This window comes from Bacillus sp. MZGC1, from assembly GCF_002998605.1.
GTDB lineage: Bacteria > Bacillota > Bacilli > Bacillales > Bacillaceae > Bacillus.
Map to the genome: position 1 here is coordinate 532633 of NZ_PVRE01000001.1, position 16078 is coordinate 548710.

At 41.4% G+C, this 16078-nt stretch carries 14 protein-coding genes; 11 read left to right on the forward strand and 3 right to left on the reverse strand.

Annotation, left to right across the window (positions count from 1 at the left end):
• The first annotated feature begins 45 nt into the window (after nucleotides 1-45).
• From secA to C6Y06_RS02645, 3 genes are all read left to right on the forward strand, one after another.
• Complete coding sequence (gene secA / locus C6Y06_RS02635; RefSeq protein WP_060597383.1) at nucleotides 46-2571, forward strand: preprotein translocase subunit SecA; 2526 nt, start codon at nucleotides 46-48, stop codon at nucleotides 2569-2571.
• Between the two features lie 67 nt (nucleotides 2572-2638).
• Nucleotides 2639-3740 (forward strand): peptide chain release factor 2 gene (gene prfB / locus C6Y06_RS02640; protein WP_106030559.1). Its coding sequence is split into 2 segments (ribosomal slippage): nucleotides 2639-2710 and nucleotides 2712-3740, totalling 1101 coding nucleotides; the frame shifts between segments, so codons are not numbered across the junction.
• 124 nt (nucleotides 3741-3864) lie between these two features.
• Entirely contained in the window at nucleotides 3865-5658 is a 1794-nt protein-coding gene (locus C6Y06_RS02645) for a M3 family oligoendopeptidase (protein WP_060597382.1), read from the forward strand.
• A gap of 16 nt (nucleotides 5659-5674) precedes the next feature.
• On the opposite strand, the gene C6Y06_RS02650 is transcribed toward C6Y06_RS02645, so the two are convergent.
• The gene (locus C6Y06_RS02650) at nucleotides 5675-6409 is read right to left on the reverse strand and encodes an alpha/beta family hydrolase (protein ID WP_066031686.1); all 735 of its coding nucleotides are present in this window, start codon (nucleotides 6407-6409) and stop codon (nucleotides 5675-5677) included.
• Nucleotides 6410-6598: 189 nt separating this feature from the next.
• On the opposite strand from C6Y06_RS02650, the gene C6Y06_RS02655 reads away from it, so the two are divergent.
• The 5 genes from C6Y06_RS02655 to C6Y06_RS02675 all read left to right on the forward strand — a co-directional run bounded on the left by C6Y06_RS02655 (nucleotide 6599) and on the right by C6Y06_RS02675 (nucleotide 11152).
• Nucleotides 6599-7447 carry a YitT family protein gene (locus C6Y06_RS02655; protein WP_003212797.1) on the forward strand — a complete coding sequence of 283 codons (849 nt, stop codon included), beginning with the start codon at nucleotides 6599-6601 and terminating at the stop codon, nucleotides 7445-7447.
• A 48-nt stretch (nucleotides 7448-7495) separates the two neighbouring features.
• On the forward strand, nucleotides 7496-7825 hold the full coding sequence (cccB, locus tag C6Y06_RS02660; RefSeq protein WP_060597381.1) for a cytochrome c551: 330 nt from the start codon (nucleotides 7496-7498) through the stop codon (nucleotides 7823-7825).
• A gap of 380 nt (nucleotides 7826-8205) precedes the next feature.
• Entirely contained in the window at nucleotides 8206-8892 is a 687-nt protein-coding gene (ftsE, locus tag C6Y06_RS02665) for a cell division ATP-binding protein FtsE (protein ID WP_034660129.1), read from the forward strand.
• Complete coding sequence (gene ftsX, locus C6Y06_RS02670) at nucleotides 8885-9775, forward strand: permease-like cell division protein FtsX (protein ID WP_034660128.1); 891 nt, start codon at nucleotides 8885-8887, stop codon at nucleotides 9773-9775. The genes ftsE and ftsX overlap by 8 nt, the downstream gene beginning before the upstream one ends.
• Nucleotides 9776-9886: 111 nt before the next feature.
• On the forward strand, nucleotides 9887-11152 hold the full coding sequence (locus tag C6Y06_RS02675) for a murein hydrolase activator EnvC family protein (protein ID WP_034660127.1): 1266 nt from the start codon (nucleotides 9887-9889) through the stop codon (nucleotides 11150-11152).
• Between the two features lie 50 nt (nucleotides 11153-11202).
• Here C6Y06_RS02675 and C6Y06_RS02680 read toward each other — a convergent pair whose 3' ends face one another.
• The gene (locus tag C6Y06_RS02680; RefSeq protein WP_034660126.1) at nucleotides 11203-11943 is read right to left on the reverse strand and encodes a sulfite exporter TauE/SafE family protein; all 741 of its coding nucleotides are present in this window, start codon (nucleotides 11941-11943) and stop codon (nucleotides 11203-11205) included.
• 153 nt (nucleotides 11944-12096) lie between these two features.
• Between C6Y06_RS02680 and ctpB the strand changes: the two genes are divergently transcribed.
• From ctpB to C6Y06_RS02695, 3 genes are all read left to right on the forward strand, one after another.
• Nucleotides 12097-13545: a carboxy-terminal processing protease CtpB gene (gene ctpB / locus C6Y06_RS02685; protein WP_095285735.1), complete on the forward strand. Its 1449-nt coding sequence runs from the start codon at nucleotides 12097-12099 to the stop codon at nucleotides 13543-13545.
• A 344-nt stretch (nucleotides 13546-13889) separates the two neighbouring features.
• Nucleotides 13890-14243 (forward strand): swarming motility protein SwrAA, encoded by a 354-nt coding sequence (locus C6Y06_RS02690; protein ID WP_007500014.1) that lies wholly within the window; start codon nucleotides 13890-13892, stop codon nucleotides 14241-14243.
• Nucleotides 14244-14311: 68 nt separating this feature from the next.
• The gene (locus tag C6Y06_RS02695) at nucleotides 14312-15499 is read left to right on the forward strand and encodes a PDZ domain-containing protein (protein WP_189288299.1); all 1188 of its coding nucleotides are present in this window, start codon (nucleotides 14312-14314) and stop codon (nucleotides 15497-15499) included.
• 9 nt (nucleotides 15500-15508) lie between these two features.
• Here the strand turns inward: C6Y06_RS02695 and C6Y06_RS02700 are convergent, their stop codons facing one another.
• On the reverse strand, nucleotides 15509-15874 hold the full coding sequence (locus C6Y06_RS02700) for a winged helix-turn-helix transcriptional regulator (RefSeq protein ID WP_034660123.1): 366 nt from the start codon (nucleotides 15872-15874) through the stop codon (nucleotides 15509-15511).
• Nucleotides 15875-16078: the final 204 nt, after the last annotated feature.

The window sequence follows — 16078 nt, forward strand, 5'->3', positions numbered from 1 at the left end:
TTTGGACATGCCGAAAAATTGCATGAAATAGAGGAGCGTTATTATATGCTTGGAATCTTAAACAAAGTGTTTGATCCTACGAAACGTACGATCAGCAAATATGAAAAAAAAGCAAATGAAATCGAAGCTCTCGCACAAGATTTCGAGAAATTATCTGACGAGGCTTTACGAAATAAAACGATTGAATTTAAAGAAAAACTTGAAAAAGGACAATCCGTGGATGACCTGTTGGTTGAAGCATTTGCAACGGTTCGCGAGGCATCACGCCGCGTGACAGGAATGTACCCGTTTAAGGTGCAGCTCATGGGGGGGATCGCGCTTCATGAAGGCAACATCTCTGAGATGAAAACAGGTGAAGGTAAAACGTTGACATCAACAATGCCTGTTTATTTAAATGCTCTTTCTGGAAAAGGCGTCCACATTGTGACAGTCAACGAATATTTGGCAAGCCGTGATGCAGAGGAAATGGGCAAGATTTTTGAATTTCTTGGCTTAACGGTTGGCTTAAACTTAAACAGCTTAGACAAAGATGAAAAAAGAGAAGCGTATGCCGCTGATATCACGTATTCAACAAACAATGAACTGGGCTTTGACTATTTACGAGATAACATGGTGCTTTACAAAGAGCAAATGGTTCAAAGACCGCTTCATTATGCAGTGATCGATGAGGTTGACTCCATCTTAATTGATGAAGCGAGAACACCTCTTATCATTTCTGGACAAGCTGCGAAATCTACAAAGCTTTACGTACAAGCCAATGCATTTGTTCGTACATTAAAAATAGAAGATGATTTCACATATGATATTAAAACAAAAAGTGTACAGCTGACAGAAAGCGGAATGACGAAGGCGGAAAAAGCATTCGGCATCGAGAACTTATTTGATGTTAAGCATGTTGCGCTGAACCATCACATCGCTCAGGCGCTGAAGGCACATGTTGCGATGCAAAAAGATGTGGATTATGTCGTTGAAGAAGGCCAAGTCGTTATTGTTGACTCTTTTACAGGACGTTTAATGAAAGGACGCCGTTATAGTGAAGGTCTGCATCAAGCTATTGAGGCAAAAGAAGGTCTCGAAGTGCAGAACGAAAGTATGACCCTTGCAACGATTACGTTCCAGAACTACTTCCGTATGTATGAAAAGCTATCTGGTATGACTGGTACAGCGAAAACGGAAGAAGAAGAATTCCGTAACATTTACAACATGCAGGTTGTGACAATTCCGACCAATCAACCAGTGGTTCGTGATGACAGACCTGATTTAATTTACCGCACAATGGAAGGTAAATTTAAAGCAGTGGCTGAGGATGTTGCGCAGCGCTATATGACAGGGCAGCCAGTTCTTGTCGGAACAGTAGCGGTTGAGACATCTGAGCTTATTTCTAAGCTGCTTAAAAATAAAGGGATTCCTCATCAAGTGTTAAATGCGAAAAACCATGAGCGTGAGGCACAAATTATTGAAGAGGCTGGTCAAAAAGGTGCCGTCACCATTGCGACAAACATGGCAGGTCGTGGTACGGACATCAAGCTTGGCGAAGGCGTCAAAGAGCTTGGCGGTCTAGCTGTGATTGGGACAGAGCGTCATGAATCACGACGTATTGATAACCAGCTTCGCGGACGTTCTGGTCGTCAAGGAGACCCAGGGATTACTCAATTCTATCTCTCCATGGAAGATGAATTGATGCGCCGATTTGGTGCAGAGCGCACGATGGCGATGCTTGACCGCTTTGGCATGGATGACTCTACACCTATCCAAAGTAAAATGGTGTCTAAAGCCGTTGAATCATCTCAAAAACGCGTCGAGGGGAACAACTTTGATTCCCGTAAACAGCTTCTGCAATATGACGATGTACTTCGTCAGCAGCGTGAAGTGATTTACAAACAGCGCTTTGAAGTCATCGATTCTGATAACTTAAAATCGATTGTCATCAATATGATTCAATCTTCAATTGAGCGGGCTGTTGGTTCTTATACGCCGAAAGAAGAGCTTCCTGAAGAATGGAAACTAGATGGGCTTGTTGAATTAATCAACACGAACTATTTAGATGAAGGAGCTATTTCGGTCAAAGATATTTATGGCAAAGAAGCAGATGAAATCACCTCCTTCATCATGGATCGTATTAAAGAAAAATACGATGCAAAAGAAGAAACATATGGCGATGAACAAATGCGAGAATTTGAAAAAGTCATCGTTCTTCGTGCGGTGGATTCAAAGTGGATGGATCATATCGATGCAATGGATCAGCTGCGTCAAGGGATTCATTTACGCGCGTATGCACAAACAAATCCGCTTCGTGAGTATCAAATGGAAGGATTTGCGATGTTTGAGCATATGGTTGCTTCAATCGAAGATGATGTAGCCAAATATGTCTTAAAATCAGAAATTCAAAACAACCTAGAACGTGAAGAAGTCGTTCAAGGCCAAACAACTGCTCATCAGCCTCAAGAGGGTGATGAGGAGAAGACAGTGAAAAAGAAGCCGGTACGTAAAGTCGTAGACATTGGGCGAAACTCACCATGTCACTGCGGAAGCGGCAAGAAATATAAAAATTGTCATGGGAAGACAGAATAAGTAATGGAAAGAGGTGAAAACCTCTTTCTATTCATGTCAGCCCCCATACATCTATGAGGTGAAGGATATGGAATTAGTAGAAATTAGACAAGAGCTTGAAAATATGGCTAGCAGGCTAGCTGATTTTAGGGGGTCTCTTTGACCTCGAAACAAAAGAAGCCAAAATTGCAGAACTCGAAGCGACAATGTCAGAAGCTGATTTTTGGAATGATCAGCAAAAGGCACAAGGCGTCATCAATGAAGCCAATGCACTAAAGGATAATGTGAATGCATACCATGAGCTCAGTGAATCTCATGAAGAGCTGCAAATGACACATGACCTATTAAAGGAAGATTATGACGAGGAGCTTCATGCAGAGCTTGAAAAAGAGCTGAAGAACTTAACCAAGCAGTTTAACGAGTTTGAGTTGCAGCTTCTCTTAAGTGAACCATATGATAAAAACAATGCCATTCTTGAGCTTCACCCTGGTGCAGGCGGTACTGAATCACAGGACTGGGGTTCTATGCTTCTGAGAATGTATACTCGCTGGGCAGAGCGCAGAGGCTTTAAGGTTGAAACGCTTGATTATCTTCCTGGTGATGAAGCAGGAATTAAATCTGTGACATTGCTCATCAAAGGGCATAACGCATACGGGTACTTAAAAGCAGAAAAAGGTGTCCATCGTTTGGTTCGTATTTCTCCTTTTGATTCATCTGGCCGCAGGCATACGTCCTTCGTTTCCTGTGATGTCATGCCAGAGTTCAATGAAGAAATTGATATTGATATTCGGACAGAAGATATCAAGGTAGATACGTATCGTGCAAGCGGCGCAGGTGGACAGCATGTCAATACGACTGACTCTGCCGTTCGTATCACACACATACCAACCAATGTTGTGGTCACATGCCAAACAGAAAGGTCACAAATCAAAAACAGAGAACGTGCGATGAAAATGCTGAAATCGAAACTTTATCAAAGACGGATCGAAGAACAGCAGGCTGAATTGGATGAAATTAGAGGAGAGCAGAAAGAAATTGGCTGGGGAAGCCAAATTCGCTCTTATGTATTCCATCCGTATTCTCTTGTGAAAGACCATCGAACCAATACGGAGATGGGAAATGTTCAAGCGGTCATGGATGGAGATTTAGATTCATTTATCGATGCTTACTTACGTTCGAAATTATCATAAAAACTCGGCTTCTTGCTGGGTTTTTTTAATTGTGAGAAAATATAATGAATATAAAGGAATACATATGCCATACTGACTCTATATCCTTTGTATGATGAAATTAGCAAATAAAGGGGGAAATATTTTGGGATTAACACCATTACAAGAGACGTGGGATTTAGATGCCTTTTTTAAAGGAGGCAGTTCTTCACCAGAATTTAAAACATACCTGCAACACATTCAGCAGCTATTAGATGAATTAAGACAAAAGGTCGATGCCTTTTCAAAAGAAGATACACACATTGAAAGCAGGTTAACGTCTGTCCTTGACACGTATGAAACCACATATAAAAAACTGTCTCAAGCAGGTTCATTTGTATCCTGTCTTCAATCTCAAAATACAAAGGATATGAAGGCTGGCAGTCTTCGAGGTACGATAGCCAAGCTTGAAGCTGATTTAGGTACCATTCTTGCGCTGTTTGATCAAGCGCTTGCTGCCATCTCTCCTGGAAAATGGGAAGATCTCTTGAATTCAGAGGCCTTTTCAGATGTACGCTACATATTAAATGAACGCAGAGAGCGCGTGAAGGATCAATTGCCTGTTGAACAAGAAACGTTGATTCAAAAGCTAGCCGTAGATGGCTACCATGCGTGGGATGAGCTTTATTCTAGCTTGGTGAATAAGATTATGATTCCATTTGAACAAGATGGTGAAACGCAGATGATCTCTGTCGGCCAAGCGGAAAATGCGATGGATGATTCAGATCGTGAAGTCAGAAAGGCCGTATATCATAACTTAGAGCACGCATGGACACAGGATGAACATCTATTTGCAAGCACGCTTAATCATCTGGCAGGTTTCCGTTTACAAGTATATGAAGCAAGAGGCTGGGATCATATTTTAAAAGAGCCGCTTGATATTTGCCGGATGAAACAAGAAACCCTTGATGCAATGTGGTCTGTGATTGATGAACATAAGCAGCCATTCATTGATTACTTACATCGAAAGGCTGACATGCTTGGAGTGGATAAGCTAAGCTGGTTTGATGTTGGGGCTCCTATTGGCAGTGAAACCAAGATCTATCCCTATCAAGAAGCAGCTGCTTTTATTGTGAAACATTTCGCTGGATTTGGAAAAGAGCTTGCTGCCTTTACAGAAAAAGCCTTTAATGAACGCTGGGTAGAAGCTGAGGATCGTCCAAACAAACGAGTAGGCGGTTTTTGTACAAATTTTCCTGACAGCGGGGAGTCACGCATTTTTATGACCTTCTCAGGAAGTCCATCCAATGTGGCGACACTCGCGCATGAGCTTGGTCATTCGTTCCATCAGGAAGTGATGCAGGATGTTCGCATTCTTAATCGCAAATATGCGATGAATGTAGCTGAAACGGCGTCGACATTTGCAGAAATGATTGTGGCTGATGCTTCATTAAAAGAAGCGGCAAATGAAGAGGAGCGTCTCAGTTTGTTAGAGGATAAGCTGCAGCGGAGTGTAGCATTTTTCATGAACATTCAATCTCGTTTCTTATTTGAACAGCGTTTTTATGAAGAGCGTAAACAAGGAGAAGTGCCGGCGGATCGGTTGAATGAGCTGATGGTAGAAGCGCAGAAGGAAGCCTTCGGTGACTCTTTAGATGAATACCATCCACATTTCTGGGCGTCTAAGCTGCATTTCCATATCACAGGTGTACCGTTTTATAATTTCCCATACACATTTGGCTACATGTTCTCACTAGGGATTTATGCAAAAGCCTTGCGGGCTGGTACTTCGTTTGAAGAGAAGTACATTGCATTACTAAAGGATACAGCTTCAATGACAGTAGAAGATTTGGCTCATAAGCATTTAGGCGTCGATCTTACCCAAAAAGCCTTTTGGGAGGAAGCCATTGGTTTAGCTGTAGCAGACGCTGAAGAGTTTTTAGAAGCGACGAAAAAGTAAAAATGAAAAGCTCCTATTACGGGAGCTTTTTTGCTGGTTTTAGCCATTCAAGCATGGTCTGAATGATATCCTTTTGCTGCGTGAGGGCTGGAATGTCCGCAGGCTGATCACCTTTTTGTTTGCCGTACATGCCAAACTGAGCATGGTTCCCGCCTTTTATTTCATGGTAAACGGTTTGAGACGGCAGATTTGTTTTCGATTTCTTGATTTTCTCTTGTGTCGCAAGCCCATCCTTTTCACCTGATATAGAGAGTACGTTCAAGGACGATGATTTCAAGTTATCTGATGCTGGATAAGACGCAAAGAAAAAGAGACCGTCGAGCTTGCGCTGGTTTTTTTCTGCAAACATAGCGGCAGCTGTTCCGCCTAGTGAATGACCGCCAATATACCAGTGTTTGATCGTTTGATGAACTTTCATAATATCGTGTGCTTTGTTTGTATTAAAAATCGCAAACGAAAATGGCATGTCAGGGATAAAGACAGAATAACCTTTTTTCATCAGTTCATTCCCAATATAGGTATACGCAATTGGTTCCACCTTTGCCCCGGGATAGAGAATAATACCAGTATCGCTTTTTGCTGATGCAAATGTATACACATCGTTTTTATGTTCCACTTGCTCGATGTTCACTTGCTTTTTTAATGCGGCGGATGGTCCGTATGTAAAGCGGCTCCATGTATAGAAAGCACCAAAAGCCAAGATGATCAGTGCAAGTAATGTCATGCCTGTTATCTTCAGTATTTTCTTCATCGCATGTCCCTTCTTTCTCATGTACATATTAAATATACCATCATTTGCTCCTATGCCAAACGGCAAGCACGCTGATCCGTTTGTGTGATAAAGTATTAATCCATTAGCACTGCATTTGGCTGTTATTTACATTCGTTTTAGAAGGGCTTAAAATAGGTGTGCATTCAGAAGTAACGGAGGAAGAAAGACATGAAGCAGGGACATTCACAATTATGGATTGAAGCGAAAAATTACTTGTTCATTTTAATCGGATCAGCCATTGTGGCGATTGGATTTAATACGTTATTATTACCGAATCAGATTGCTGCAGGTGGAGTGAGCGGTATTAGTACGATTATGCAGTCATTCGGCTTTGAGGCGGCATATGTGCAATGGGGACTCAATATTCCGCTGTTTATCGCTGGTTTTTATTTATTAGGCGGGACATTTGGCGTGAAAACGCTCGTTGGCTCTATTTTTTTACCTTTGATGGTGTTTGTCACAAGACATATTGCACCTGTGACACATGAAGCGCTCTTAGCAGCCATTTTTGGCGGAGTGGTGATTGGGATCGGAATAGGGCTCGTGTTCCTTGGAAATGGATCAACAGGTGGAACGGCGCTCGCTGCCAAAATCATCAATAAATATACAGGCCTCACGCTTGGCACCTGTTTAGCGATGATGGATGGCCTAATTGTCCTGGCTGCGATGACTGTTTTTGGGATTGAAGAGGGACTGTACGCTGTCATTGGTGTGTTTATTTCAAGTAAAACGATTGATGTCGTACAGGCCGGCTTCAGTCATTCGAAAATGGCGATGATCATTACAGGGCATGAGGATGAGGTCAGGCAGGCAGTATTTGATCAAATTGACCGTGGTGTCACAAAGATCTCAGCAGTCGGTGGATATACCGACCATGACCGTCCAATTCTGATGTGTGTCGTTGGGCAGTCACAATTCACAAAGTTGAAACAAGTGGTGAAAGCAATCGATGCATCAGCATTTGTCATCGTAATGGATGCAAAAGAGGTGCTTGGTGAGGGTTTTAAAAGGGCGTAAACAAGGATATAATAGCGTTGACCAAATGATTGTAAGGGAGGGAAATTGATGAAAAAAAGCGGATTAATGATGCTGTTTGCAGTGATGCTTCTTGTTCTTGCGGCTTGTGGAGGAAATTCAAGCAGCAGTGACAAAGAAGGCAGCAAAAGTGCTTCAACTGTGAGCAGTGGTGAGGAAATTTATCAGCAAAACTGTATTGGCTGTCATGGGAAAGACCTATCTGGTGGAGGCGGACCAAGCCTGAAAGAAGTAGGGAAGAAATATAATGAAAGCCAAATCGCAGATATTGCACAGAATGGTAAAGGCTCTATGCCAAGCGGAATGGTAGATGAGAAGCAAGCAAAAGAAGTGGCAAAATGGCTTGCAGGGAAAAAATAAAACCTTTGTCTAATCGACAAGGTTTTTTTGTTTTTATATGTAGAAAAAGACTTTTGAATAGTATGAAAACGTATTATATTAAATTTTATTAAAAAAATAAGGGTAAAAAGACATGTTTATCGGTTTTAATTGTTCTTTTTACCTTTTAACTATAAGTTTTGAAATATAAATGTAATACCATTGCGTCGATTCATGACGTATAATTGGAGTTGTTGAAATTTAGACGATTCATTTTTTTCATCTTTTTGGATGAAAAGGACATAAATTGCTTGTACGTATCGAAGGGTATGTGCGTGACCATACATAACGTTTTTTGACGATAAGTGTCAAAACATCATGATAAGCTGTTAGTCAGCAATAAGAAAAGATTAGGTGATTACATGATTGAAATGAAGGAAGTCTACAAGATCTATCCTAACGGTGTAAAGGCGATCAATGGAATCAATGTCTCTATCCACCCAGGAGAGTTTGTGTATGTTGTTGGTCCCAGTGGTGCTGGTAAATCCACTTTCATCAAAATGATGTATCGTGAAGAGAAGCCAACCAAAGGGAAAATCTTAATTAATAGCAGAGATTTAGCCTCAATTAAGGAAAAAGAAATTCCTTACGTAAGAAGAGAAATTGGCGTAGTATTCCAAGATTTCAAACTACTTCCAACCCTCACGGTGTTTGAGAATGTGGCATTTGCTCTTGAAGTCATTGGGGAACAGCCTCATATCATTAAGAAAAAAGTGCTGGATGTACTTGATTTGGTACAGCTCAAGCACAAAGCACGACAATTTCCTGACCAGCTGTCTGGCGGTGAACAGCAGCGTGTATCTATCGCTCGCTCGATCGTGAATAGTCCTGAGGTTGTCATTGCAGATGAGCCGACAGGAAACCTTGATCCAGACACATCTCTGGAAATCATGAAGACACTTGAAGAGATTAATAACCGCGGAACAACAGTCGTCATGGCGACACACAACAAAGAAATTGTAAACAGCATGAAGAAACGTGTCATCGCAATCGAAGATGGAATGATTGTGCGTGACGAAGCAAGAGGGGAGTACGGCATTTATGATTAAAACTCTCTCGCGGCATTTACGTGAGAGCTTCCGTTCACTTGGAAGAAACACGTGGATGACATTTGCATCAATTAGTGCGGTCACTGTCACATTGATTTTAGTTGGGGTTTTTCTTGTGATTATGCTCAACTTGAATAACATGGCATCGAACGCTGAAAAAGAAGTAGAAGTAAAAGTGTTAATCGAATTAACGGCGAATCAAAAGCAGCAGGATGAATTAAAAGCAGAAATTGAGAAGATTCCTGAAATCAGTGATGTGAAGTACTCATCTAAAGATGACGAACTAAAAGCGCTGATTAAAAGCTTTGGTGAAAATGGACAATCCATGGGACTTGTTGATCAAGAAAACCCATTAAACGATGCGTTTATTGTGAAAACATCTGATCCACACGATACACCAAAAGTAGCGAAGAAATTAGAAAACTTAAAGGGTACGTATAAAGTAACCTATGGAAAAGAAGAAGTCAGCCGACTCTTTAATGTGGTCGGAGTGGCGCGAAATGTAGGTATTGCGCTCATTATTGGGCTTTTATTTACAGCCATGTTCTTGATCTCTAATACGATCAAAATTACGATTTTTGCTAGACGTAAAGAAATCGAGATTATGAAACTCGTAGGTGCAACGAACTGGTTTATCCGCTGGCCATTCTTTATTGAAGGATTACTGCTTGGTGTATTTGGTTCTATTATACCAATCGCTCTATTGCTCGGCACATATCAATATGCAGTGGGCTGGGTGGCACCGAGAGTACAAGGCTCATTTATTTCCATGCTTCCATATAACCCGTTTGTCTATCAAGTTTCACTGGTCCTTCTATTGATCGGTGCAATCATTGGTGTATGGGGAAGCTTGACGTCCATCCGTAAATTCTTAAAAGTATAAATCTATTTTTGACGGCAGCACTCGAGAATTTGATAGAAGGTGTGACCGGTTGAACCGATTCATCCGGTCGACTCTTTATGCAGGCAGTTGTCATAGGAGGGGAATATCGTTTTGAAAAGAAAGCTGATGATGGCTGGAATGGCAGCGTTTATTGGAACAACGTGGCTATACATTCCAGGGAACGAGAATCGTGCATTCGCATACGAAGACCTAGATCAAAAACGTCAACAAATCGAAGAGAAAACATCAAAGACTGAATCCACTTTGAAGAAAAAGAAATCAGAGCTGGCTAAGCTTGAAAAGAAAGAATCCAAGCTCAAAAAAGAAATTGAAAAGATTGACCACAAGGTAAGTGCTGCAACTGAAAAAGTCGCTGAAAAAGAAAAAGAAGTCAAACAAACGAAGCAAGAGATCAAGAAACTAAAAAAAGACATTCAAGTCATCAATGATCGAATTGAAAAAAGAAAAGCTATATTCAAAGATCGAATTCGTTCGATGCAAAAAAGCGGCGGTACGATCAACTATTTAGATGTGCTGCTGGGTGCTCGCAGCTTTAGTGATTTTGTCGGTCGTGTTGGAGCTGTCACAACCATTGTCGAAGCAGACAAAGACATGATTACAGAACATGAAAATGATTTAAAGCTGGTGGAGCAAAAAGAAGCAGAGCTAAATAATCAGCTAAATGGACTTGAAACATCTCTGAAAGAGCTAGAAGAGTTGAAAAAGGATTTGTCTAAACAGCAAAAAGAAAAAGAGAAAATCTTAGGGGATGTAACAGATAAAAAGAACCATGCCCATGATGAATTAGGCAAACTTGAAAATGAACAAGAAATTCTAGCGAACCAAAAAGCGGCTGTGAAGTCTGAGGAAGCACGCCGCCAAAAGGAAGAAGCGAAGAGAGCAGAACAAGCAGCTGCTGAAAAAAGTGCACCTGCACCTCAAAGCGGCGGCTCGGATCAAGTATCTGATACACCAGCAAGCAGCTCCGGCTTTATTAAACCAGCTGCTGGCCGATTCTCATCTGGCTTTGGCGGACGTTCAGGCGGACAGCACTACGGTTTAGATATTGCAGCAAAAGGCACAGTATCTGTCGTCGCAGCTGCAGCTGGAACAGTCACGAACTCAAGCTACTCATCGAGCTACGGGAATGTGATATTCATTACGCATAATATCAATGGACAGACCTATCAAACGGTATATGCCCACCTGTCTACAAGAAGTGTGTCCACAGGGCAGAGAGTCGAGCAAGGACAATTCCTTGGATATATGGGGAATACAGGCCAATCACATGGTCAGCATCTCCACTTTGAAATTCATAAAGGATTATGGAATGGCGCTAAATCAAATGCAGTCAATCCAGCGCAATATATCCGCTAATCAAAAGGCCGATAACATCATGTTATCGGCCTTTTTGATTCTAAATGAAATTAAAATAACAGCAGTAAACCGGCAATAATAGGTGTTAACAGTACAGCCGATTTCAATAAGAGCTTCGGTGCAAGGCGTGTGAATTTTGCGCCAATAAATGCCCCTAATACTGTTCCGATTAAAATTTGAATCAGCAAGATAAAATCAACATAGCCCTCTGTAATATATCCAATTCCACCACCGATGGAAATCGGAATAATGACAAGCATTGTCGTGCCAACTGCCTGTCGAATGGAAAGTCTCAGTAAAATCAAAAGTCCTACTTGAATAAATGGTGCAGACCCGATACCAAACATACCTGACAGCAATCCGGATACAAGTCCTAAAATAATACCCCTTATGAGCAGCTGACGTGAAGAAAGCGGCTGATGCTCAGTGTCTTCCTTAAGAACAAATAATTTGATCATCATAAACACAGCGGATAAAAAGAGCATTCCAGCTGTTAAATAGTGCAGACTTTCTTCTGGAATAAAAGGAGCAACCTTAGCTCCTGCAAAAGAAGCAACACAAGCCAAAGCTCCGACAATCAAACCAGATTTCAGCTGAATATTCCCTTCCCGGTAGTGGCTGTATGCACCTGATAACGTCGTAAATGCCATTGCGGCTAAAGACGTCCCGAGTGCGGTATGGATAGGGATATCAAAAATTAACGTAAGCAATGCGATGACAAAACCAGCCCCGCCTGCTCCTACAAATCCTAATAAAATTCCTAATAAAAGCATCGTCAATATAATATACATAGCGAAGACTCCTTCTCGATCATAACAAAATAAAAATTACACCTAATGAAATGATTAGTCAAGCCTTCGCGGGAGAATGTCTTTACATGAAATCCCTTCTTCTGGCATATAATAACTCAGGTCATCAGGAAGAGTTGAAGAAGGAGGCCAAAGATGAAAAAACAAATCGCATCTATTATGGCAAGTGTCGTTCTATTAATAAGTGCAGGGGTGATGACGCATAAAGAGGGAACTCATGCGGAGTCACCGCAAGCAGCTGTTGCAATGGCTGGACAAGCTCAATCAAGTGATAAGGCGAAAGAGAATGGGATGGAGAAAATCGAGAAAGCCTATGACCTGATATCGAATGAATATGTAGAGGAAGTGGATCGCCAAAAGCTGCTTGAAGGCGCCATTCAAGGAATGCTTTCAACTTTAAATGATCCGTATTCAGTATACATGGACAAGCAAACCGCCAAGCAATTTTCTGATTCGCTTGATTCTTCTTTTGAGGGAATTGGGGCAGAAGTGGGAATGGATGAAGGAAAAATCATTATCGTCTCTGCCTTTAAAAAATCCCCTGCGGCAAAAGCAGGTCTAAAGCCGAAAGATGAAATCATCAGCATTGATGGTGAGCCGATGAAAGAAAAAAGCTTAAACGATGCTGTACTGAAAATCAGAGGGAAAAAAGGAACATCTGTCGCTCTGAAAATCAGACGAAATGGGATTGAAAAAGAGTTAACATTCCATATCAAACGAGAAGAAATTCCACTTGAAACCGTGACTTCTTCTGTGAAAGAGGTAAATGGTCATAAAACGGGCTATATCGCGATCTCTAGCTTTTCTGAAGATACTGCGAAGGATTTCACGTCAAGCCTGAAACAACTCGAGAAAAAGGGCATAGAAGGTCTTGTGCTGGATGTGAGAGGGAACCCTGGCGGCTATCTGCAAAGTGTAGAAGACATTTTGAAGCATTTTATTACGAAGGATCAGCCTTATATTCAAATTGCAGAACGGAACGGCGACAGGAAACGGTATTTTTCAAAACGGAAAGAACAGAAGCCTTATCCAGTCAATGTCTTAATCGATAAAGGCAGTGCATCCGCTTCTGAAATACTTGCTGGTGCTATGAAAGAAGCCGGAAAATATGAAGTCGTCGGTGATGTCTCCTTTGGGAAAGGCACTGTGCAGCAGGCGGTTCCAATGGGTGACGGCAGTAACATTAAATTAACGCTGTATAAATGGCTCACGCCAAAAGGGAATTGGATTCACAAAAAAGGTGTCGTACCGACAATTGCGATTCATCAGCCAGATTACTTTACCGTAGGCCCACTTCAACTGAAAGAACCGCTTCAGCTGGATATGAACAATGAAGAAGTGAGACAAGCACAGACGCTGTTAAAGGGATTGTCATTCGACCCCGGCAGAGTAGACGGCTACTTTGATGAAGAAACGAAAAAGGCAGTTCTAGCCTTCCAAAGCACATACAATCTCGATAAATCAGGTGTGATTGATCTGAAGACAGCGAAAATGATGAACAAAATGGTGGATGAAGTGAAATCCTATGAGAAAAATGATCTTCAACTGCAGACTGCACTAAAAGCACTATATCTTAAAAAATAAAGAGGCGAATAAATGCCTCTTTTTTTTGGTTCATAAGTGTCACGAACATGTAATAGTTTATTCTTAAAAATAAATTATATCGAGAAATATATTCATTTATTTTACAAAAAACATAACATTCCTTCGATTTTACCCGATAACATATTTATATAAGAGACTTTCTGTTGATTTAAACATGTCATGAAAATGAAACTTTTGAAAGTTGTATGTTACATAAATAATTCTTACAATATAAAGTAGCACTCATTTTAAATATTTTATTTTTTGCGGATATTCAGCTTGAGCATTAAGCTGTACCGAGGTTTGCGCTTTTCTTAAAAGAACTAGTAAATGGGGGTACACAATTGAAAAGGGCAAGTATTGTGAGAGAGAAAAAATATTACGAGTTGGTAGAGGAGCTTAAGAGTCGTACGAAAGATGTGACGTTTTCCGCTACAAAGGCATTAAGTCTGCTCATGCTGTTAAGCAGGTACTTGGTCAATTACACAACGGTAGAATCAGTCGACGAAATCGATGAAGACTGTGCTGAGATATACTTCAATTATTTAATGGATAATCATAAGAGACTTGGTATAAACTTAACCGACATCAAGAGGTCGATGCAGCTGCTCGGCGGCATACTAGATGTAGATGTCAATCACTACTTAAAAGATTTTTCACTGTCGAATGTCACACTTTGGATGAATCAGGAGAAATAAACCTGGTGTCAAGCATCGATTTATTTGATAGAATAAGAGAAAATGCTTGACTTGGGCGGTGAACGATAATGAGCTCGGAGTGGATGGGAGCTGGATTAAAAGCGGTCGGTCTGTTTTTAATCCACCCTCTTTTTTATTTCATGATATTAATCAGCCTGTTACATGGCTACATCCGCGTAAAGCGGGAGAGAAAAGCGTTTCAAACAAGAATAGAAGATGTATACGATGAACTTAAATTTACATATTCAAAGGGATGGATTCTAGGGATTTGCCTATCCGTCATTTCAGTAGGCTTAGGGATTTCCCTCCCGCCTGGATTCATCGTGCTGATTGCAGCGATGACCATCGTTTGCTCTTTATTCTTTAAGGCGAGTGCGCTTTCGTCTGCATACACACTCGGTTTCAGTTTTATTGCGGTACTTGGACTAATGTATGTCCAAGTGAGCCATTCTTGGCTGCCGCAGCTCTCAATGATGAATGCATCAGCCGTTGTTATTTTGCTAGGTCTTTTATTAATGACCGAGGGGATTCTAGCCTATCGAACGGCGCATTTACGAACATCGCCTGCAATGGTGATGAGTGCGAGAGGACTTTTGATTGGCCAGCAGCGGGCAAACCGCCTGTGGCTTTTACCGCTTGTTTTGCTGATGCCGGCAGGTGAATTTACTTCTTCTCTGCCATGGTGGCCGGTGCTTCAAGTACACGATCAAAGCTTTTCATTTATTTTGATTCCATACATCATCGGTTTCGGGCAGCGGATTCAAGGATCACTGCCAATTGTGAGCATTCAAATTACGGCACGGCGTATTCTCATGCTTGGACTCGCTGTTTCTTTACTAGGTGCTGCAAGTATTTGGTTTGAGCCGATTGCATGGGGAGCTGTATTGATAGCGATTGTCGGAAGAGCTTTCCTCTCATGGAAACAGAGAGTCAATGACAATGCGGCTCCATTCTACTTCTCTAAGCGTAATCAAGGGCTGATGGTGCTGGGAATCATTCCGAATACACCTGCAGCTGATTTAAAGCTTGAGATCGGAGAAGTCATTACAAAGGTGAATGGAATTGAAGTCAAAACCGTTTCGGAATTTTACGAAGCCCTTCAAACCAATCGTGCTCTGACAAAGCTTGAGATCATTGGCTTGAATGGTCAGACAAGGTTTGAGAAACGCGCTTCTTACGAAGGGGAGCATCATCAGCTTGGCATCCTGTTTGTGAAGGATGATCCACAGCAAGAATCAACGGCGATTTCATCATAAAAAAAGCTGCTAGAGATGGCAGCTTTTTTCTTTTGGGCGAGCTTCTTTTCCATAGGATTCGCCCCATTCACGCATAGCGAAGATGATGGGTTTTAAAGTATCTCCAAGAGAAGTGAGTGAATATTCGACACGAGGAGGGACCTCCTCATAGACTTTTCTGTGAACAACGCCGTCTTGTTCTAGCTCGCGCAATTGCAGCGTGAGAACACGCTGAGAAATTCTTGGCAGAAGCCGGCGTAATTCGTTGTATCGTTTTGGACCGCAAGTCAAATGATAAAGGATCACTCCTTTCCATTTTCCTCCTATTACACTCGTTGTGGTTGAAACGGGACAGCCATGATTGACAATACTGACTGGATTGGATGGTGCACTCATCTTTACACTCCTTTCTAGGACGAAATGGGTGATAAACGAACATGATTGTACCTAACGAACAAAAATGTGCGTACTTGAATCAATGGAAGCTTTTCTTTTACCATAGAGATATCACATCACACATTCGGGCTGTTTGTTTTATTATCATAACAATTTCTATATGGGAATGGAAAGAAATTGGATTGATGAAACTTCTCACCCTAA